The organism is Pedobacter sp. KH_004 (assembly GCF_057840755.1).
Genome location: NZ_CM174519.1, coordinates 4,493,894 through 4,515,546 on the forward strand (window position 1 = coordinate 4,493,894; position 21,653 = coordinate 4,515,546).

Consider the following 21,653-nt stretch of genomic DNA (forward strand, 5'->3'; position numbering starts at 1 on the left):
CTGATCATAATAAAAAGATCCCGGTTTTTTCAACCGGGACTTGAAATGGAGAGCAGGACTAAGTGTTAATTGTAGTAGTTTAAAACCTTTTCGAAAAAAAATTTTAAAAACCCAAAACCTTTTTAAAACTTTGTTGTTTGTCCCTAGTTAAGGAGATGCTGTCTCCAAACCAAACATAATTATCCTAGCTTCCTATTTGTTTTAATAAAGATGATCCTTATAGTTGATGACAGACCAGAAAACCTCATTTCGTTACAGAAAGTACTACAGGCTCATAATTTTGAGGTAGACACGGCATCATCTGGAGAGGAAGCGTTAAAAAAGGTTTTAAAAAATAATTATGTGCTCATCATTCTGGATGTTCAAATGCCAGATATGGACGGTTTTGAAGTCGCCGAAGCCATTTCGGGATTTAGCAAGGCAAAAGACACTGCAATCATTTTTCTATCGGCAGTAAACACCGAACTTAAATTTATAACCAAAGGATATTTAAGTGGGGGATTAGATTATATCATCAAGCCTGTTGATATCAATATCCTTTTACTTAAAATAAAGACTTTTTACCGCATTTATGAGCAAAGTAGAAAGCTCAATGAGGTTCAAGAAGAGTTATTAAAAGAGATAGAATTTAGAAAACAGGCCGAACAGAAAAAGGACGAATTTATCAGTATTGCCAGCCATGAGTTGAAAACCCCACTCACAAGCGTGAAAGGTTATATCCAACTATTGCAACGGAGCTTGAATAAGGACAACAAAGAAATGGCTCAAAACCACTTGGAAAAAGCCAGTGTTCAGCTTGAAAAACTTAACGAATTGATCGTTGATTTATTGGATATTTCGAAGATTGAAAGTGGCAAGATGAAGTTTAATATGCAAACCTTCTGTGCCGATAACATGGTTAACAATGCCATTGAAATGTTGCAACAATCTAATCCGGATTTTAAAATTACCAAGCTTGGCCAAACCAGCGAAAATATTTTTGGCGATGAAATGCGGTTGGAACAGGTAGTCATCAATTTTATAACCAACGCCATTAAATACGCGCCAGGTACTAACCAGGTAAACGTAACGATCAATATTAGCGACGGGAAGCTTTACCTGGCAGTTAAAGATTTTGGAATAGGCATTTCCAGTGAGCAGCAGGACAAAATATTTGATAAATTTTACCGGGTTGAAGAAAATAGCCATCGGTTTAACGGCTTAGGTATTGGTCTGTACATTTGTGCAGAAATAATTAAACGTCATGGCGGTACTATTGGGGTAAATAGCGTGCCAGATGAAGGCTCCGAGTTCTATTTCATTATTCCAATAACAGAAGAAGAAATCCTGCAAAATCAAATCTAATCATCTCCAAATATAGAATGAAAACTACCCTTAAAAATAATTTACGTTTAGGTCTGGGCTTATCGCTTATTATTCTTTTTATCAGTTCTTTGGCTTCCTATGTAAGCATCAGCAACCTGATAAAAAGTACGGAGTTGGTGAAACATAGCGATCAGGTAATATTGGATGCTGAAAACATTATCTCTTACCTAAAAGATGCTGAAACTGGGCAAAGAGGATATTTACTTACAGGGAATAAGGTTTTTTTAACACCTTATTATGGTGCCAGCGATTCTGCAGCGGCGATACTGAAAAAGGTAGAGAAAGCAACTGAAGATAACCCTTTACAGCAGAAAAATGTTGCCGGACTTCGCAATATTTTAACTAAAAGAATGGGGATTATTAAATCCACTATTGAGATTAAGGAGCTTGGTGGAGCGGTAGATCCAACGGTATTGTTTCAAGGAAAAGTATACATGGATGAGGCACGGGAAACTGTGAACGCCATGGTTAAAGAAGAACGCAGATTACTAGAGGAACGCACTGTAGAACTCAATAAACTCACTTCTTACACTCCTATTTTAATTTTGATAGCCGCTGCCTTGGCCATTTTAATTACTTTATTTTTCTATAGAAAAGTATCAGTTGATTTTGATGAGCGAGTAAAGTTGCAGGAAGAAATTGAAAGCAAAAAGTACGAAATGGAGAAACGTATTGCAGCTATCAAAGAAATTGCATCCCAAATATCAAACGGCAATTATGGTGTTAAGCTTGATAGCCAAAGCCAGGATGATATTGGAGAACTCTCCGAATCGCTAAATACCATGTCCTCATCGCTGAAAAAATCGTTCGATACGCTCGCAGAAAATGAATGGTTGCAAACTGGTGTAGCTAACTTAAATGTTAAAATGGTTGGTGAAAAGGATGTTTTTCATTTGGCTGATGATATTATTGAGTTATTGGCTACTTACACTAAAAGCCAAATCGGTGCAATTTATTTGTTCAAAGATGATGGTTATCTTCATCTAAAAGGAAAATACGCTTTAGAAGGACAAAACCTTATAGAAGTTTTAGAGCTTGGACAAGGGTTGATCGGACAAGCTGTAAAATCGGGCAAAAGCATTTTGTTGGAAGATGTACCACAAAGTGAATTAACCATTACACACGCGACAGGAAATATTAAACCCGCACAATTGTTGGTGTTGCCTATTATTAGAAATGGAATTTCAATAGGTGGATTAGAGTTGGGTACCATTACAGCATTTAGCAATTTGCAACTGCAATTTTTAAACTCAGTACTTTCGGATATTGGTACTGCATTATTGGGTGCTCAAAACAGACAAAAATTACAGCAATTGTTAGAAGAAACCCAGGCTCAATCTGAAGAGTTGCAAGTTCAGCACGGGGAGTTGGAAGGTATGAATGCTGAATTGGAAGCACAGGCACAGAAGCTTCAGGCATCAGAAGAGGAACTTAGGGTACAACAAGAAGAATTGCTCCAAAGCAACCAGGAATTAGAAGAACGGAGCAGTTTACTGGAAGAGAAAAATGAACTGATTGAAGAGAGGAATGTAGAAATTCAGCAAAAGGCCGAGGCTTTAGAATTGAGCACAAGGTATAAATCGGAGTTTTTGGCAAATATGTCCCATGAATTGCGTACGCCATTAAACTCCATTCTATTATTGTCGAGATTAATGGCAGAAAATGATGCCATGGACAAAGAGCATCAGGAATATGCTTCTGTAATCCAAAGCTCAGGACAAGGTTTATTGAGTTTGATAGATGAAATTTTAGATCTTTCAAAAATCGAGGCCGGAAAAATGGAGCTCGACCGTTCAAATGTGAAGATTGAGGAAATTGCACAGAACATGCAATCACTGTTTAATCCGTTAGCAAAAGATAAAGCTTTAGAACTTGTTATTGAAAGGGCTAGCGATCTACCCGAATTTTTCAATACCGATAAAATGCGTTTGGAGCAGATTTTAAAGAATTTATTATCAAACGCAATAAAGTTTACTTCAATAGGTTCGGTTAAATTTAATATAGAAAAAGATGAACATTTAAACGCACTTATTTTTAAGGTTAAAGATACTGGTGTGGGCATAGCGCCTGAAAAGCAAGGGATGGTGTTTGAAGCCTTTCAGCAAGCCGATGGTTCTACCCGACGTAAGTTTGGAGGCACGGGTTTGGGTTTATCCATTAGTCGCGAACTGGCTAAGCTTCTGGGTGGTTACATTGAATTGAAAAGTAAGGAAAACGAAGGAAGTGAATTCATTTTGGTTTTACCTATTGATAAGAACAAGGGCTTTGAAGCTTTAAAAGATCAGTGGAAAAAACCTGTTACAGTTTTGCCAGAACTACCGAAAATTCAGCATCTAACGGTAAGTAATATTCCACAGGAAATTGAGGACGATCGGAATAATATTACGCCTGAAGATAAGGTGATTTTAATTGTTGAAGACGATACGCCGTTCGCTAAAACCCTGCTTGATTTTACCCGGAAGCGAAACTATAAAGGATTAGTGGCCGTACGTGGTGATGTTGGAATTGAAATGGCAAAAGCGTATAAGCCACAAGCTATTTTATTGGATATTCAACTGCCAGTTAAAGATGGTTGGCAAGTAATGGAAGAGTTAAAATCCGACCCGACAACGAGGCCTATACCCGTGCATATTATGTCCTCACTGCAGGTTAAAAAGGAAAGTTTGTTAAAAGGTGCAGTCGATTTTATTAACAAGCCCTTCGCTTTCGAGCACATGCAAGAGATATTTTCTAAGCTGGAGAATGCATTAAGCAGACATCCAAAGAAAGTGTTAATTGTGGAAGAAAATGAACAACATGCCAAAGCACTAAGCTACTTTTTAAGCAATTTTAGTATCCAAACGGAAATTGTTAACCAGGTTAGCGAGGGAGTTTCTGCCTTGCACAAATCAGATGTAAACTGCGTGATTTTGGATATGGGCATCCCTGATAAACATGCCTATGATACACTGGAAGTGGTAAAGAAAACACCTGGATTGGAAAATTTACCCATCATCATTTTTACGGGCAAAAACTTATCTAAGGGTGAAGAAAATCGGATCAAGCAATATGCCGATTCGATCGTGGTGAAAACGGCACATTCTTACCAAAGAATTTTAGATGAAGCAGGATTATTTTTGCACTTGGTGGAAGAAAAAAGTCGCGAAAAAACGAAAACACCAAAAGCATTTACCGAACTTCAGGATGTACTAAAAGACAAAACGGTGTTGGTTGCTGATGATGATGTGAGGAACATTTTCTCTTTAACAAAAGTACTGGAGCAACATCAAATGAAAGTTTTGGCGGCGATAGATGGTAAAGAAGCCTTAAAGCTGCTTCAGGAAAACCCCAAAGTAGATGTCGTTTTAATGGATATGATGATGCCTGAGTTAGACGGTTACGAAACTACAACGGCCATTCGGCAAGATATAAAATACCGTAATCTACCAATTTTAGCGGTTACCGCGAAAGCCATGATGGGCGATAGAGAAAAATGTATTGCTGCGGGTGCTTCAGACTATATAAGCAAACCTGTAGATATGGATCAGTTAGTATCTCTTTTACGAGTTTGGTTATACGAAAATCATCACAAAGCTTAAACCTTTTTAAATAAAATATGCCTCAGAAATTAATTCTCATTATTGATGATGATAATAGAAACATTTTCGCTTTAAAAGCTGTTTTAAAGGCCAAAGGTTTCGATTGTCTGTCTGCCACAAGTGCCCAGGAAGGTTTTTCCATTATGGAAGAAAACGAAAAGGTCGCTGTTGTATTAATGGACATGATGATGCCAGAAATGGATGGTTATCAGGCCATTTCTGTGATCAAAAAATCAGATAAAATGCAAAATATACCTGTTTTAGCGGTTACCGCACAGGCAATGGTAGGCGACAAAGAGAGGTGCCTGGCTGCTGGTGCAGCTGGCTACATATCTAAACCTATAAACGTAGACGAATTATTAACCCAAATAGAAAAAGTAACGCAATAAGTGATCAGCGAGGCGATAGATAATGAACAAATTGATGCATTATTAAGCGATGTATTGGAAGTTCATGGCTACGATTTTTTGGAGTATTCTCATGCCTCTATCAAGCGTAGAATAACCAGATTGTATACCCTTGACAACTTTGTAAGCTTCGCCGAGTTTAGGTATGCGGTTAAAAGTAATAAGCAATATTTCAAACGTTTTTTAGAGGAGATTACTGTAAATGTAACTGAAATGTTCCGTGATCCAGGCTTTTACAGATCGCTGAGACATGATGTGTTACCTGTGTTAGGCACGTATCCGTTCATTAGAATCTGGGTAGCGGGCTGTTCCACAGGAGAGGAAGCTTATTCGCTGGCAATCTTACTTAAAGAATTAAATTTGTTGCAGAAGTCACTGATCTATGCTACCGATATCAATCCTTCAGTTTTAGAAAAGGCCAAAAAAGGCATGTTTCCATTGAATTATTTGAAGGGATACTCGGAGAATTATTTGGCTTCTGATGGCACCAAAGATTTTTCATCGTACTATACCGCAAATTATTCTTTGGCAAAGTTTGATGAATCTTTAAGCAGTAAAATGATTTTTTCTACACATAATCTGGTATCTGATCATTCGTTTAATGAATTTCAGCTTATTTTGTGTAGAAACGTACTGATTTATTTTGATAAGGAATTGCAGCATAAAGTGTTTCAACTTTTTGATAATAGTTTAGAAAAGCTGGGGTATTTGGCTTTGGGCAGTAAAGAGAGTTTAGATTTTTGGCCCAAGGCAAAAGAGTATAAACGCGTTAAACTAGAAAAAATATGGCGCAAACTATAGCAGAGGAAAAGTGCAGTGCTTTGGTTATTGGTGGATCTGCAGGCAGTTTAGATGTGTTATTGGAAATTTTTCCTGATTTGAAAAGTAATTTGAGTTTTCCTATTATTTTGGTCACACACCGAAAATCGGGGAACGACTCACTGCTAACGGATTTATTGAAAAGCCGAACCCATTTGATTGTAAATGAGGCGGAAGAAAAGCAGCCAATTTTGAGAGGGAACGTATACATTACGCCTGGCGATTATCATCTGTTAATTGAAGAAGACATTACGATTTCTTTAGATTATTCAGAAAAAGTGAACTATTCACGACCATCGATTGACGTTACTTTTCAATCGGCAGCTGAAGTTTTCAAAGATGAACTGGTATGCATTTTATTGTCAGGATCAAACGCTGATGGGGTAGAAGGATTAAAGATAGTTGAAAAATGGGGTGGAAGAGTGATTATCCAAAATCCGAATACCGCTATAATGCCGTATATGCCACAGCAAGCCTTAAATGAGATAAAAACAGCTCTTGTTTTAAATAGTTTTGAGATGGCTGCGTTTATAAACAAACTAAATAATTAAAATTAACTGCCTTTAGGAGATAACTTATGGCTGATGCAAAAAAAGTGTTCGTGTTTGATGATAACAGAGATATTTTAGATCTTTGTACTTTCATTTTGGAAGATGCGGGCTATGAAATTAAAACTTCCGAAACGGCAAATGATATCGAAAACCAGGTAGCTTCCTATATGCCAGATATTATTTTCATGGACAATTGGCTTCCCGATTTAGGCGGTATACAGGCAACTAAGGCCATCAAGAATAATCCTGATTTGAAACACATTCCTGTGATTTATTTTTCGGCAAATAACGATATCTCAGCCTTGGCTGATGAAGCGGGTGCAGATAGCTATCTCTCCAAACCTTTTGATATTGAAGCTTTAGAAGGGATTGTAAAAAAATATTTGAGTTAATTTTTACCCCATATTCTCGTATTCAAATCAAGCTCTTTTACAATATCATACATGAATTTGATAGTAGAGATATCTTCATTTAGTAAATCCGGATTAAGCAAAGATTTAAAGATGGGCGCCTCAAAATAGTTTCGATCCAAGGGGAAACCGATGTATATTCTAGATTGAATAAACGACAGCGAGATGGAGTATTTGGAATTATGATTCAGTCTGAGAATGCGTTCCATCATTGCTGGTGTTAACAAATAACGAGATTCAACCTGATCGGTGCCGTAGGTAATAAATGTTTTGTCGAAATCTACATTTTCTAGTTTGATCACATCCTTATCACTAAAAGAAAATAAATTTGTAGAAAACCATGCGCCGATTGCACTACCAAAACCTTTAGGCCGAACGATGGTTGAGCCATTAAAGTTTTTGTTAAAATCGGCTACAAAAATGATTCCTTTAAATATATCATGCCATTCTGTTTTTCTTCCGTTTTTGGTTTGTGTAACGGTTTTGTATTCAGCATGAACTTCCGCAAAGTAAAAGGCGGTTTTCTCCGTTCTTCCACTTACTAAATCTTCAGTCTTGTATCGATCGGGTTCAGTTGTGAAAAGCTGAGAATGGATAAACTCATGTGCTACAATTCCATTTTGAGGAGCAATAGTCAGGCTCGAATCCAGAAACCGAAGTGCTTCACTAATTACATCACGTTTATAGGTATGTTTATAAGCCTGTAATTCATCATTAATTTTAAAAAGTACAATTCCACCGTAAATAACCGGAGCCAAACCCGCGATTATCGATGGCATGGGAAAGCCTAAAACCGAGCCAATTATGCCTAATAAAATGCCACCTCCGATGAAATAGTAACCTTTTTTTTGGGTGGAAGCATTTTTTTTGCGCTCCACTTCCATGGTAGCCAAAATGTTTTGAAGGGCTACATTTCCTGCTAAACTAGAAAATTGCATTAATTGTTAAATAAATCTTTTGCGCTGATATTTTTTCGTTCTTCCACAGCAGTTTCAAGCACCGGAACTGGATGGAAGTTTAACATTCCGGCAAATAAACTTCCTGGAAACATCATAATGGAATTATTGTAATCAGTAACAGCAGCATTATAAGATCTTCTGGCAGCAGCAATTTGTTCTTCACTTTCCGCCCAGGTACTTTGAAGATTAATAAAGTTGGTATTAGCCTTCAGATCAGGATAATTTTCTACATTAACCATCAATCCTTTCACGCTTGTACTTAGCTGACTGTCAATTTGTGCTTTTTCAGCATCGCTGATATTACCGGCAGAAGCCCGAGTCCTAAGTTCTACAATTTTAGAAAGGGTTTCCGACTCGTAATTGGTGTATTGCTTTACCACCTCTACTAGGTTGGGAATCAGGTCAAATCGTTTTTTAAGCATTACATCGATTGCTGAAAAAGCATTAGTAACCTGATTCTTTTTACCGATTAGTGAGTTGTAAAAGAAAATGCCGATAATGATTAAGATAACGAGAATAATTGCGATAATCATGATTTAGTTTTTTGGGTTTAGATATTTAAAGATATAAAAAGGTTCGACATTTTTTCTATTTAGCGCTTTTCCTTTTTAGCGGCTTCCTTTTCCCGTTTTTGCCTTCGTTGTAACCTTTTTTGTTTTCTAATGCGATGATTTTCTCGCATTTCGTTAAAATTTTTAATATGTTTTTTAATTTCCTGTTGCTTTTCTTCGGTAATTCCAACGCTGTTTTTAATGCCTAAAAAAAGGCTTTTCCAAATCATGTTAAAAAATGAAGTGTTTTCTACCCTTTCATAATCTACTTTCGCTGGGGTAAATTTCCCATTCCTATCCGGGTTTTCTGAGTTGATAACCAACGCATTGGCTAAAATAGAAAGCAGCCCACGGGTAACCAAATGATCTTTAGAGGGATCGTTTTTCATTAGCGCTACTGATAAGTCATAGTAGTAGAAATTAACATTGCCCTTTGCGCCATCATTATTGGCTTTGAAATTAAAGTTAAGCTTATCTACAATTCCTCTATTGATGCGCACAAGTCCTAAAGGTTTCGTAATTTGGTTTAAAACTCTGGCATTAAAGGTCTGTAGTTGCCCTTTATACGTAAATGCCCCGTCTTTGGCAATCAGATCGAAGTTGAAAGCCAAATCAAGTTCTCCCTGGCCGAGCAAATAAGTTTTTAGCTTCACTTCCATGTTCGGGTTTATCGCTTTTATTCTATCGAGATTAGTTACATTTTTAAAAGTTCCCGCTGTTTTCTCGAATGAAATTTTACCTCGCTGCTGGCTCTCCGCATTATAAATGGCATAACTTACATCAACATCTTTTAAGTTAATTTTTTGAACAAGTACAGGGACACCCATTGATTGCAACAATTGATGAGGAAACCTTCCTACTTGTTTCTGAACGCTATCTGCAGGGTTTCGGTTGCTCCCCATGCTATTATCGTTAAAAACTGAAACAAAGCCATTTGCTATATTCATTTCCTTGGCTCTGAATTCCTGTTTACTGATGTATATGGGTAAGTCGATTCCTTTGATTGAAATATTGCTCATTTCTACATGAAACCGATCTTTAGAATAGCCTGCAACTTTCCCAAACTTCATTTCATCATGAAGCGGTTTAACCTCAAATCTATTTATCCTTAAACTTCCAGTCGATGCTTTAAAATCAAGTTGGTTCAGTTTGATATGATACATCTGATCAGGAGTGGGATATGTATAATCTTTTAGGTTGATGATTACATCCTTAAGCAGGTAAAAGCGATCAGGATCTTCCGCGGAGGTTGAATCGACCAACAAATCTTTAAGCGTAATATTCAAATCATCAATAATAAAAGGTACTGAATTTGGTATATTCTTATTGACATATTTAAAGCTAGCATCTCTGAAAAGAATGTTATCGATACGAAACTCCTTTAGGTTTTGCGAAATCATCCCATAAGGAGATTTTATAGGTCTGGGTGGCCGGTTCTCATTAAATTCAAATTGACGATTCATCATACTAACCTCGGGTTTATCGAAAATCACCTCTTCGAGTTGGAGCTTCTGATGCCGATAAAGTGTAATAGGATGGAAATGTTTAACCTGAAGTTTTTTGAGGGTAACGGTGTAAAGATTGTTAGGCGCTCTTTTTAAAGTGATCAGTTGGTTGAAACGGTTGGTGTCAGGCGTAATTTTTACATTGTAAAGGGTAGCACTACCAGTTAAAATATTGGTGGTAACTTTAGAAAAACTAATGGTATAAAGGCTATCTGTTGATTTATATAAAAGTGTTTTGATGCGGCTGGAAAGTAGCGGCTGCGATTTCACATTTAAAAACCAGGCTAATCCTGCAAGTAGGATAAGGATAATCAGTAATATTGCGGCAATCCATTTTAAAAGCTTATATCTGTTTGATTTTGTATCAGGCATTTAACGAAAGGACTTGTTTTCATAGCAATATACATTTATAATCGTATTGTAAAAAATGTTGCCTAATTTTTCTCCCTTCTGGCTTTCCGTGCTTCTTTTCGATCTGCTCTTTTTTGTTCTCTTATCTTCTTTGCGATTACTTTTTGCTGTTGAACAGGGTTTTTTTCAGGCACAATACCTACACCAACAATATCTTTTATACCCACAAATAGGGTTTTCCACATCAAATTGAAAAACGATCCCGAATTAATTCGCCTTGTACTTATGTTAGCGGTTCGTGCAGGGTCGCCCTTACTTGGGTTCTCATCTTTAACTAGAATAGTATTGGCTAGAAACGATAATAATCCTTTTTGCTTTGTGCCTTCGCCGTCAATATTATCAGAAAGTAATTTAACTTTTAAATTGTTATACAACATGGTCATCGAGCCAGAGGCCGATCGTAGGTTTCCATTTGCTTTAAATGTTATATTTTGGATATTTCCGCTTTCCACCTCAATTAAACCTAAGTTTTTTGATAATGAATTGAGATTTTTCAAATCGAATTTTCCCAGGCTACCGCTATAGCTGAATGCCCCATTATCAGCTGTGAGATTAAAATCAATTTTTACATTCAATTTTCCTGTGCCCATTAACATGGTATTCAAATCAGCAATTGCATGATTTTTTTTAACTAAACGTAAACTATCATTGGTAACGTTGTATATATTTCCCTTCAAAGATGTAAATTCAACTGAACCTGTTTTTTTACTTGCAGGGTTATACTCTGAATAGTTAACATCTACATTTCTTAGTTTTACAGTGTCGATAATGATTGGAATGTTTAACCGCTTCAAAGCCAGATGTGGATAGTTCTTTCCTTTATCCAGGCCTGGGAGAGGTGGTGATTCTCTGCTCATGAATACAGCAACATTGGCGGGCCCGATTTTAATGGAATTTGCTTCAATTTTTTGATCAGTATTCAGTTTTATAAAATCTATTCCGTTAAATTCTATGTTGCTAAAACTTAAGTCATACCGATCCTTTTGAACCTTGTATTTTCTTGAAAATTCCAGTTCAGGATAAAGCGGCTTCAATGTAAATCCTTTAATACTAAGTTTTTTTGATGAATAAGAGCCACTAATCGTATCGATTTTCATGGTGTACATCCTATCCTTTGTATTGGATTTATAGCCGGCAACATGAAACGAAATATCTTTCGTATAATAAAATCTGGAAGTGTCTTTTCCGGATAATGAATCTAAAAGGAAATCTTTAACCGTAACGTCGAGGTGTTTAACGCTGTTTTTTGCTTTAATAGAAGTGCTCTTGTTGATATAATCGAAATCGGCATCTATAATTTTAATAGATTTTATAGTTGCGGATTTAAAGTTTTTTGAAATCTGGTCGTAAAGTGATTTTTGAACCTTACTGGTATCTATTTTTTTAGGAACCTTATTAAAAGTTACATTGATGGACGGCCGATCGAGTAGGATTTGGTTAATGTTCAATCGTTTTTTGAAATAGGCAGTCAAAATGCTCACCCTTGTGATTTGAAGTTTTTTAAGCTTTATTTCGAAGGTATGAGCAGGGGCTAATCTTTGTTGTTTTAAGGAATCGTAAACCGACGAGTCTGCTTTAAGCGTTACATCGCGAAGGGCCAAACTTCCGGTAATTACGTTTAAGTTAATACTTTTGAAATCTATTTTATAAAGATGACTAGATGCATTATAAACCCCTTCTTTAATTTTTTCGGTTAAAATTGGCTTCCAGCGGGCACTAATAAACATTGCCCCAAAGGCTAAAATGAGGATTAATCCACCAGCAATACTACCTATCCAAATCCAAAGGTTGTTCCTGTTTTTAGCTGTCATTTTTTTGGTTTATCGCTATAGAACAGTTGATTCCTAGAAAGGTTTGTTTTACTGCGTTTTCTGATTGCACAAACCCTTGTTAATAAACCCTATTAACGCGTAAATACTTTTTAATTGTAGTAATTTTTGGAGTTCCCATTGGCTTTCATTATTAAAAAGATTGTAGCACAAAGCGGAGCAGATATTGCCCAAGAGGTACATCCATTGCTTTACTAAATGAAAACAAGCAACGTTTCGGCTAACATCATCACTTCTAATTGTTTAGGATAGGGCTTTGATAATAAACTATTCCTTAATATAATTAGTGAATTAACATTAACTTAACATTGGGCTTGTAGCTTTGCAACATATTAGAAATTAACATGAACAATATTTTTAAGTTCTTTACACCTCAAGACAGAAAATTTCATCCTCTTTTTGAGCAAGCTGGTAGCAATGCATTGAAAATTGCAGACGCATTATTAGAGATGGTCAGTACTGCTGATGCTGAAAGCAGGAAAACAATTTTTAAAGAAATTGAACGCTTAGAGCATGTAGGAGACGATATTACGCACTCAATCTTTCTTGAATTGAGCAGGAACTTCATCACACCCTTTGATAGGGAAGATATTCACCAATTGGCTACAGCTGTTGATGATGTTGCTGATTATATTTACGGTACAGCCAACCGCATGCAAATGTATAATATGAATACGATTAGCGAGCCAATTGTTAAAATTGCAGAGCTTTTAGTAGAAATGTGTACTGATATTGATAAAGCAATTAAAGAGTTACGCAGTTTCAAAAACATACGTGTAATTGCTGATGCTTGTATCCGTATTAATAGCGGCGAAAACCAGGCAGATTATGTATTTACATTGGCGGTTGCCCGTTTATTTGAATACGAAACCAATGCAATTGAATTAATTAAACAAAAAGAGGTTTTACAAACGATAGAAAAAGCGACAGATAAGTGTGAGGATGTAGCAAATGTGCTGGAAACTATCTTAGTTAAAAACGCTTAATAATAAACAAACATGGTAACTACCTTATTGGTTGTTGTTGTAATTCTGGCTATTGCTTTCGATTACATTAACGGTTTTCACGATGCCGCTAATTCGATTGCAACAGTTGTTTCTACAAAAGTTCTTACGCCTTTTCAGGCGGTTTTATGGGCTGCGCTTTTTAATTTTGCAGCTTACTTTTATTTTACCGATCATAAGGTTGCCAACACGGTTGCCAAGACAGTAATTGAAAATTATATTACCTTAGAGGTAATTCTGGCTGGTTTAGTGGCCGCTATTATATGGAATTTGTTAACATGGTGGTACGGTATTCCCTCGAGTTCCTCGCATACACTAATTGGTGGCTTTGCTGGCGCCGGTATGACACATGCTTTGCTTATCGGCGCTAGTCCGATGGATGCAGTGAACATGGGTTATGTAATTAAAATTGTATCCTTCATTGTACTTGCTCCAATTATTGGTTTGGTCATTTCAGTAGTATTAACCCTAATTATCATTAATATTTGTCGCTATGCTAAGCCTTCAACGGCGGAGAAGTGGTTTAAACGTCTGCAGTTATTATCATCTGCTGCTTTAAGTTTCTTTCATGGCGGTAACGATGCACAAAAGGTAATGGGTATTATTGCCACTGCATTAATCGCTGCTAAAGTGATTCCTGATTTTGATTCAATGCCAGCTTGGGTACCAATTGCTTGTTATTCGGCAATTTCACTAGGGACCATGAGTGGTGGCTGGAAAATTGTTAAAACAATGGGGTCAAAAATTACCAAAGTTACAGCATTGGAAGGTGTCGCCGCTGAAGGTGCAGGTGCCATTACCTTGGGTATTACTGAGCATTTTGGTATCCCGGTTTCTACAACGCATACCATTACAGGTTCAATTGTAGGTGTTGGAGTGGTAAAAAGTGTATCTGCTGTACGTTGGGGTGTAACCATTAACCTCATTTGGGCCTGGGTGTTAACCATTCCGGTTTCAGCAACTTTAGCCGCCCTTATTTACGGAGCGATTTATTATTTCAAATAGACAAATTAAAAGACATTTTGAAAAGACTAAAGCACTTTGCTTTGGTCTTTTTTTTTAACAATCTTTTGAAGAAAAGTTCGTTAAATAGCTAAGATAAACTTTTGCGCTACAATCTTATTTGCGGCTTGCCAGAAACCATATTGATTATGGTCATATATAGCTTTTACGCTTTCAATATTTTACCTAAGTGTATATAACTCCATACCGGCCATTAAAACCTTATACTCATTTCTACCATGTCGCTGCCGTTTTTAGGTAAAACCCAATCTGGTCCGGTTTGAATGAGTCGCTTTGCCTCTGTATCAGCTTTAGGAGTTAATGACTTAATAACTTTAACATTTGTAGGACGACCGTTTTTCTTAACCTTAAAACTTACAATCACAAATTGTTCAGGACCTTTTGCGTTGTAAAGTCTGTTATTGGTTTCTAAATATTGGTTATAGTTGATTATCGATACAGGAACAGGTTTAGTGATTTCCGTTAATGTCTTTCCATCCAAATTTTGTTCTGCTTTCAACATAATTTTGGGTGCAGGAATATTTTCCTTTTTACGACCGTTTGAACCCATTATGGCAGCAATTTCATTAATTGATTTATCTCCTGTCATCGCGTTTCTAATCGCGTTCGGGTCGTTCACATTGGTAATTGGCCGTTCTCTAAAACCAATAGCATTAATTATCAAATCTTTGTCTTTTGGAATGCTATCTGCCGGCAGGGCAAAATAACCTTTAGCATCTGTAGCTGTTACCCTATTTGATCCAGTAAGCTTAACCACAGCGCCTTCAATGGGTTTACCATTGCTTTGGTCGATTACGTTGCCACTAAAAACAACATGGTTGGCGCCCAGTTTTGGTGCCGTTGCAATGGCCACTTCGCTCGTAGCATAAGCCTGCTTTGCCTTGCTCACTGCTGGTGCAACCTCTGTTTTTTCTCTAGCTAAACCCATTACCGCTTTCTTCTGCTCGGCTATTAAAGCTGGCTCATCGTTAGCACTAACACGCGTTTTTTTAGTGTTTTTTGCTAAATCGCCTGTTTTAGCATCCACGATTGCTTTATCAATTAAAGCTGATCTGGTATTGGCAGTAATGGTATCGTTTTTAGCTGGTTTTGTATTGGCAAGTGAAGTTGTAGTATCCAAATTAACAATAACGCCGTTTTCTTTCCTGGCCGCAGTTTCAGCATTTTTACGGCTGGTTTCCCGCATAAAAAACAAAATGCTCACAGCAATAAAAGCTACAGTAGCTGTTGCTGCAATACTTAAACGATGTGTAGTTATGCCCCACATTTTACGTTTAGCGGGTTTCTCCGAAATTCTATCGTAAAGTTGTTTTTGTAAAATAGATAGCGTTTGCTTGCGTTTTGGCGATTGTTTCAAGCCTTCCAAAGCTTCGGCTACGAAAGGATCTTCCAATGCCTGGCGCTCTACAAAGTGCATCGCCTTAGCATCAAGTTTACCATCCAGGTAATCTTCCAGAACATCAATATCTAACCAGTCGTTATTCACTACTATTTTTTTCTATACAAATTTTTAAATTCCGCTTTCCATTCTGGATGTAGCTTTTCACCTTTAACATGTCGTAGCCTGTTATCTCAGATACCTCCTTATAACATTTCTCTTGCAAGTAAAATAAATCTACGCTTTTCCGCTGTTCTTCGGGCAAAGTTTCCATGCACTTTTCCATTATAGTAAGCTGCGTTTCTTTTGTGTCGTCAATATCCAGATGCACAAATTCGCTGTTTTCCACAAAAGTATCATCAATAGATACATTATTTTGCTTCGAAGATTTCCTCAACGCCATTAAACAATGGTTTCGGGTTAATACGTGAAGCCAGCTTTTAAAATTCTGTACTTCATGTATTTTTAGCTTTTTTACCAATTCTTCGAAAATCTGCATCACGGCATCTTTGCTCAGCTCTTCATCTTTAAAATAATTGAGGCAAACCCCGAAAACCAGGTGCATATATTTATTGTATAGCGTACCCAACGCATCTAAATCGCCAGTACTTTTATACTCAGCAATTAAATCTGCATCATCCTTCTGGTTAATACCAGCTATGTTTTTTATAAACTTCAAAAAATGGGGTAGCTATTTAAATATCTTTCAAGTATAAAAAATATTTTTCAGTAAGGGCGGCAATAAGGTGAAATGGTTTTCAGTTTATCGTTCATCATCTTTTTTTTGAAGCGCAAAGACAAAGCCGCTGTTAAAGTTTGTTCCCGTTTTCCGCTCTTACGTTTCGCTCGTCATGCTTCCTTCGCTGCAGGGTAACCGCTTCAACCAGGGCAATTAATAAAATTCGGTGTTTTTTTAAAGGTTTTCTGGCCTTGGTGTAGCATTAGCATTTCACCTTTTATGTAGTAACCGGTGTATTTAAACCCCTGCCTGCTGGCAAGCGACCGAAGTGGCAGCCCGGAGCTTTTTGGAGAGGGCTACAACAAAGGGCGGGACTACTGTAGCCAAGAGCTTTAAAACAATCACTTTCAAATCAATTAGAGGATGAAAAAACAGACGACTTAGTTTTTAAAAGTCTAAGCGGCATTGGCGTTTGCTATTCGTTTTAATTTGAGGTACTTTTGCTAAAATACATAAACACAATAGATTGAATTTTAACGACTTTAAGTTTAACCCCGATTTACATGAAGGCCTAATGGCTATGGGGTATAAAAGCGCTACCCCAATACAACAACAAGCAATCCCGGTCATTTTGGCCGATCATGATCTGATTGCTTGCGCGCAAACGGGCACCGGAAAAACCGCTAGTTACCTTTTACCGGTAATGGATAAAATTGCCCGTGCTAAAGACAGGCACAATAACACACTCATTTTAGCGCCAACAAGAGAGCTTGCCCAACAAATAGATTTACAGGTAGAAGCTTTGGCTTACTTTACCAACATCAGTTCGCTGGCGGTTTATGGTGGTGGCGATGGCATTGCCTATGAACAACAAAAACGCTCGATGCGTGAAGGCGTGGATATTATTATTGCCACACCAGGCAGGTTAATGGCACACTTATCATCAGGTTTATTGAAGTTGGAACATTTGCAGCATTTAATTTTAGATGAGGCAGATAGAATGCTTGATATGGGCTTCTATGATGACATTATGCGTATTGTAAGCTACTTGCCGCAGAAAAGACAAACGCTTCTTTTTTCGGCCACCATGGCGCCAAAAATCAGAAAAATGGCGGGCAGCATCTTAAATAATCCTCAGCAGATTACAATTTCCATCGCTAAACCAGCAGAGGGCATTGATCAGCAAGCTTATAACATTCACGATCAGCAGAAGCAGGCTTTATTAACCGATCTTTTTAAAGACGGTACTTACAAAAGCAGCATTATTTTTGCTTCAACCAAAGAGAAGGTTAAAGCTTTATACAAGGCATTTAAAGGTCTGGGTATCAAGGCTGCCGCTTTTCACTCTGATTTAACGCAAACAGAGCGGGAAGATATTTTACTGGCTTTCAAAAACAAAAGACTACCAATTCTGATTGGTACCGATGTTTTATCTCGTGGTATTGATGTAGAAGGAATTGATTTGGTAATTAATTACGATGTTCCTGGCGATCCGGCAGATTATGTTCACCGAATTGGAAGAACGGCAAGAGCGGCAACCAAGGGCACTGCCATAACTTTAGTTAACAGTAGAGATAAGCGTAAATTTGATAATATCGAAAAATTGATTGAAAAGGAAGTTCCGCGAATGCCATTACCGGAACACATTTCAACAATGGAGATTACACATGTGGAAGAAAAGCGCCCCCAACACCCAAGAAATAATGCGAAGAAAAAGGTTTGGAATAAAAAAAAGCCTAAGCCCAGCAATCCTGCTATATAAATATCACGAACGCCATTTAGACAAAACTATTTGGCGTTTTCTTTTATCAGTATATTTGCGCTAATATGGCAAATTTCATTCTAATCGGCTTATGTATTATCGCAGGTATTCTTTTTAGGAAAAGTAGAACACTACCGAAAGATGCGCATAAGGGCATTAATGCGTGGATTATCTATATTGCATTACCCGCAGTTTCTTTCAAATACCTGCCGCACATTGTGTGGACAAAAGATTTGTTGTTTCCGGCGTTGGCACCGATTTGTGTTTGGCTTCTTGGATGGATATTTATCACCTTTTACGCCAAATTTACCCACGTTAGCCGGGCAACTTCTGGTGGTTTAAAATTGGTGAGTTCGTTAAGCAATACCTCATTTATTGGCTTTCCGTTAATTATTGCCTACTTCAGCGAAAAGGAACTGGCAATCGCTATTATTTGCGATCAGATTACTTTTACTTTATTATCAACCATTGGAATAATTGTAGCCATTCGTTCATCGCAGAAACAGAAATTAAGTGCAAAATTGGTTATTAAAAAAGTACTTACTTTCCCGCCATTGATTGGTTGTGTATTGGCATTAATTTTACCCCTTTATCTAAACCTATCATCTTTAGATACTTTGTTCGATAAACTAGCCGGAACTGTTGGTCCGCTAGCATTATTTTCAATAGGCCTGCAGCTGAAATTTGGTGGTTGGTTTAGCGAAATTAAACACATCAGCTTTGCATTGTTATATAAGTTGATATTTGCACCGCTTTTTGTTCTAGTTATAGCTATGCTATTGGGAATGAATGGGATGATCACAAAGATTACAATCTTTGAAATGGCCATGCCAACCTTACTGACAGCCGGCGTTGTAGCTGATCAATATAACTTAAATCCTAAAGTTTCTAATCTGGTCGTCGGTATGGGGATACTGCTGTCGTTTGTTACTACAGGCATTTGGTGGATGGTACTTAAATATTCGGGATTCGTTTAGGTAACCGCAAAGAGAACGCAATTTTTTTTTGTATTTAAGAAAATATAAACTGGAAACAGGTTAAGACCACAAAGCTTAAATAGAATTTATCCATAAATATTAAAACGCAGGTTTAAATTTCTGTCCGATAAAGCCATCTCTTCCCGGGAAGGGAACGCTCCTAATTGGCCGACACATAGACTTTGACAGGGTGAAGCCAATTAACACTCAGGCAAACTAATTGGAATATTGGTAGCCAGGCCACCATCTGATGTTTCTTTGTATTTTGCATTCATATCAAGAGCAGTTTCCCACATGGTATTTACCACCGCATCTAAACTCACCTTCGCCTTATCGGGGTTACTTTGCAACGCTAGCTGACTCGCTGTAATGGCCTTAATGGCACCCATCGTATTTCTTTCAATACAGGGAATCTGAACCAAACCACCAATCGGATCACAGGTTAAGCCCAAATGATGCTCCATCGCAATTTCAGCAGCCATTAAAACCTGTCGCTGAGAACCACCTAAACACTCTGTAAGTGCTGCTGCTGCCATTGCCGACGAAACCCCAATTTCTGCCTGACAACCACCCATGGCTGCAGAAATGGTAGCGCCTTTCTTGAAAATGCTTCCTATTTCGGATGCGCAGGCAATGAATTGGATGATTTTCTCTTCGAAATAACCGTTGCAAAAAGTTATAAAATATTGTAAAACTGCAGGGATAACGCCTGCAGCGCCGTTTGTTGGTGCAGTTACTACTCTTCCGAATGATGCGTTTTCTTCGTTTACCGCCAAAGCAAAGCAACTTACCCAATCTAAAATGTAGTTGAAGCCGTTACCACCTTTTTTGATGGCTTCTAACCAGGAGTTATAGTCTGTATATTCGGCTTTGCCGATTAATCGTTTGTTCAATGGGAATGCTCTTCGGGCAACATCCAGCCCGCCCGGTAAAAACCCTGTAGTGTGGCAGCCACGATAAATACAATCTCTCATTACCGCAAAGTGCTGAAGAATACCGAATTTGGTAGCCGATTCTTTTCGCCAGGCCAGTTCATTTTCCATTACAATTTCACTCACTTTTAGTCCGGTTGATAAACACCAGTGTAAAAGTTCTTTCGCTTTCTCTACAGGAAAGGGTAAATCGACTTGTGGTTTCTGACTATTGTCTTCACCCTCTTTTACCACAAAACCTCCTCCAATGGAATAATAGGTTTCGGAAAGAGCCTTGCCATTTTTTAAAAACGCCTGAAAGGTAACCGCATTAGGGTGAAAGGGTAGGCTTTCTGCGAAAAGGAACAATAAATCATTGTTGTAATCAAAATCAATTATGGCTTGGTCGGCAAGATTAAGTTTTTTTTCCTTCTGGATATTTTCAAAGGTTGGTGTAACGGCATCAACATCAAAAGTTACCGGATCTGCGCCAGTTAAACCAAGTAAAATGGCTACATCAGTTCCATGACCTTTGCCTGTTTTGGCAAGAGAACCATAAAGTAATATCTTTACCATTTCCACATCATCGAGTAAATCTTGTAGGGTAAGCGATGAGGTAAATTGTTGAGCAGCTCTCCAAGGACCAAGTGTATGGGAACTCGATGGGCCAATGCCTATTTTAAAAATATCGAAAACTGAAATCTGTTCCTTAGTCATGAAGATAGTGAGTTATACAAAGCTATGATTTGTTTTTATTAAAATATCTCTTGAGTCGTTTTGATGACAAAAATAAAGTGATATTTTTCTTTTTTTTGCGAATTCTGCATAGCTTTAAGCGATGAAATTACGCTTATTGATATTATTCATATCGGCATTTGCCTTTTTTGCTCAAGCTCAAGTAAAAAAAATATTTACTACTTAACAGAAGCCGGAAAAGAAGTGGCTACTAGGCAGGAGGCCGATTTTATAAGAGTAATAGAGGAGCCTGATTCGGGTGATAACCGATTTAAACTTTTGGAATTTTTTCAAAATGGGAAACGAAAATCACAGGGTTATGTCAACGCATTTGAGCCGAGGCTTGTTTATCAAGGTGCGGTTCTGAGCTTCGATAGTTTGGGTAATAGAACACAAATGATGAATTATGAAAACGGGGTTCTTGCAGGGATATCTATTTTTTATCATCCTAACGGGAAAGAGAAGCGGAGGGCAGAATATATTCAAATGAACCCCGGTACTGACCAGACGATTGGAATTAGCTCATCATTAAATCAATTTGTTCTTAATACAAATTCTAGAATAATCTACGATGCAGACTCTACAGGTCATGTAAATATTTCGGATGGAAATGGCCATTTAAAAGAAACAACAAAATCAGGAGATGATGAACTTTTTCAAGAAGGTGATTATATAAATGGATTTAAACACGGTGTTTGGTCAGGCAGATATGCTAAAAAGGCGATACTTTTATCGAGAAATTTGAAAGCGGGAAGCTGATCTTTGGCGAAACGATCATAGAAACTGTAAATTATCCCTA

18 protein-coding genes are annotated in these 21,653 nt (G+C 37.5%); 11 read left to right on the forward strand and 7 right to left on the reverse strand.

Annotated elements, in window-relative coordinates:
* The first annotated feature begins 210 nt into the window (after window positions 1-210).
* Genes AC3ITD_RS19405 through AC3ITD_RS19430 form a run of 6 tightly spaced genes read left to right on the forward strand, consistent with a single transcriptional unit; the run spans window position 211 to window position 7,112 of the window.
* Window positions 211-1,344: an ATP-binding response regulator gene (locus tag AC3ITD_RS19405; protein ID WP_265797259.1), complete on the forward strand. Its 1,134-nt coding sequence runs from the start codon at window positions 211-213 to the stop codon at window positions 1,342-1,344.
* A 17-nt stretch (window positions 1,345-1,361) separates the two neighbouring features.
* Window positions 1,362-4,943: a response regulator gene (locus AC3ITD_RS19410; protein WP_489362242.1), complete on the forward strand. Its 3,582-nt coding sequence runs from the start codon at window positions 1,362-1,364 to the stop codon at window positions 4,941-4,943.
* Window positions 4,944-4,960: 17 nt separating this feature from the next.
* Window positions 4,961-5,332: a response regulator gene (locus tag AC3ITD_RS19415; protein WP_265797261.1), complete on the forward strand. Its 372-nt coding sequence runs from the start codon at window positions 4,961-4,963 to the stop codon at window positions 5,330-5,332.
* The gene (locus AC3ITD_RS19420; RefSeq protein ID WP_489362245.1) at window positions 5,333-6,151 is read left to right on the forward strand and encodes a CheR family methyltransferase; all 819 of its coding nucleotides are present in this window, start codon (window positions 5,333-5,335) and stop codon (window positions 6,149-6,151) included. It abuts the gene before it with no gap.
* Entirely contained in the window at window positions 6,136-6,720 is a 585-nt protein-coding gene (locus AC3ITD_RS19425; protein WP_489362247.1) for a chemotaxis protein CheB, read from the forward strand. The genes AC3ITD_RS19420 and AC3ITD_RS19425 overlap by 16 nt, the downstream gene beginning before the upstream one ends.
* A gap of 26 nt (window positions 6,721-6,746) precedes the next feature.
* Window positions 6,747-7,112 carry a response regulator gene (locus tag AC3ITD_RS19430; RefSeq protein WP_265797264.1) on the forward strand — a complete coding sequence of 122 codons (366 nt, stop codon included), beginning with the start codon at window positions 6,747-6,749 and terminating at the stop codon, window positions 7,110-7,112.
* On the opposite strand, the gene AC3ITD_RS19435 is transcribed toward AC3ITD_RS19430, so the two are convergent.
* The 4 genes from AC3ITD_RS19435 to AC3ITD_RS19450 form a co-directional block, all read right to left on the reverse strand.
* Entirely contained in the window at window positions 7,109-8,068 is a 960-nt protein-coding gene (locus AC3ITD_RS19435; RefSeq protein ID WP_489362250.1) for a DUF3137 domain-containing protein, read from the reverse strand. The two genes, AC3ITD_RS19430 and AC3ITD_RS19435, sit on opposite strands and share 4 nt — an antisense overlap.
* Window positions 8,068-8,622, reverse strand: coding sequence for a LemA family protein (locus AC3ITD_RS19440; RefSeq protein ID WP_265797266.1), 555 nt, complete (start codon window positions 8,620-8,622; stop codon window positions 8,068-8,070). Before AC3ITD_RS19440 ends, AC3ITD_RS19435 begins: the two co-directional genes overlap by 1 nt.
* Before the next feature lie 59 nt (window positions 8,623-8,681).
* A complete protein-coding gene (locus tag AC3ITD_RS19445) occupies window positions 8,682-10,517 on the reverse strand; it encodes a hypothetical protein (protein WP_489362252.1) in 1,836 nt (611 codons plus the stop codon).
* 62 nt (window positions 10,518-10,579) lie between these two features.
* On the reverse strand, window positions 10,580-12,367 hold the full coding sequence (locus tag AC3ITD_RS19450; RefSeq protein ID WP_489362254.1) for an AsmA family protein: 1,788 nt from the start codon (window positions 12,365-12,367) through the stop codon (window positions 10,580-10,582).
* A gap of 362 nt (window positions 12,368-12,729) precedes the next feature.
* On the opposite strand from AC3ITD_RS19450, the gene AC3ITD_RS19455 reads away from it, so the two are divergent.
* Entirely contained in the window at window positions 12,730-13,371 is a 642-nt protein-coding gene (locus AC3ITD_RS19455) for a DUF47 domain-containing protein (RefSeq protein WP_489362256.1), read from the forward strand.
* A gap of 12 nt (window positions 13,372-13,383) precedes the next feature.
* Window positions 13,384-14,394, forward strand: coding sequence for an inorganic phosphate transporter (locus AC3ITD_RS19460; RefSeq protein ID WP_056850681.1), 1,011 nt, complete (start codon window positions 13,384-13,386; stop codon window positions 14,392-14,394).
* 211 nt (window positions 14,395-14,605) lie between these two features.
* Here the strand turns inward: AC3ITD_RS19460 and AC3ITD_RS19465 are convergent, their stop codons facing one another.
* A complete protein-coding gene (locus tag AC3ITD_RS19465; protein WP_489362258.1) occupies window positions 14,606-15,898 on the reverse strand; it encodes a carboxypeptidase-like regulatory domain-containing protein in 1,293 nt (430 codons plus the stop codon).
* A complete protein-coding gene (locus AC3ITD_RS19470; RefSeq protein ID WP_489362260.1) occupies window positions 15,891-16,469 on the reverse strand; it encodes an RNA polymerase sigma factor in 579 nt (192 codons plus the stop codon). The genes AC3ITD_RS19465 and AC3ITD_RS19470 overlap by 8 nt, the downstream gene beginning before the upstream one ends.
* Before the next feature lie 526 nt (window positions 16,470-16,995).
* Here AC3ITD_RS19470 and AC3ITD_RS19475 point away from each other — a divergent pair.
* Window positions 16,996-18,231: a DEAD/DEAH box helicase gene (locus AC3ITD_RS19475; protein WP_265797271.1), complete on the forward strand. Its 1,236-nt coding sequence runs from the start codon at window positions 16,996-16,998 to the stop codon at window positions 18,229-18,231.
* Window positions 18,232-18,296: 65 nt separating this feature from the next.
* Window positions 18,297-19,208: an AEC family transporter gene (locus AC3ITD_RS19480; RefSeq protein ID WP_489362262.1), complete on the forward strand. Its 912-nt coding sequence runs from the start codon at window positions 18,297-18,299 to the stop codon at window positions 19,206-19,208.
* Window positions 19,209-19,408: 200 nt separating this feature from the next.
* Here AC3ITD_RS19480 and AC3ITD_RS19485 read toward each other — a convergent pair whose 3' ends face one another.
* Window positions 19,409-20,836 (reverse strand): L-serine ammonia-lyase, encoded by a 1,428-nt coding sequence (locus tag AC3ITD_RS19485; RefSeq protein WP_489362264.1) that lies wholly within the window; start codon window positions 20,834-20,836, stop codon window positions 19,409-19,411.
* A 222-nt stretch (window positions 20,837-21,058) separates the two neighbouring features.
* On the opposite strand from AC3ITD_RS19485, the gene AC3ITD_RS19490 reads away from it, so the two are divergent.
* A complete protein-coding gene (locus tag AC3ITD_RS19490) occupies window positions 21,059-21,613 on the forward strand; it encodes a toxin-antitoxin system YwqK family antitoxin (protein ID WP_489362266.1) in 555 nt (184 codons plus the stop codon).
* The last annotated feature ends 40 nt before the right edge of the window (window positions 21,614-21,653 follow it).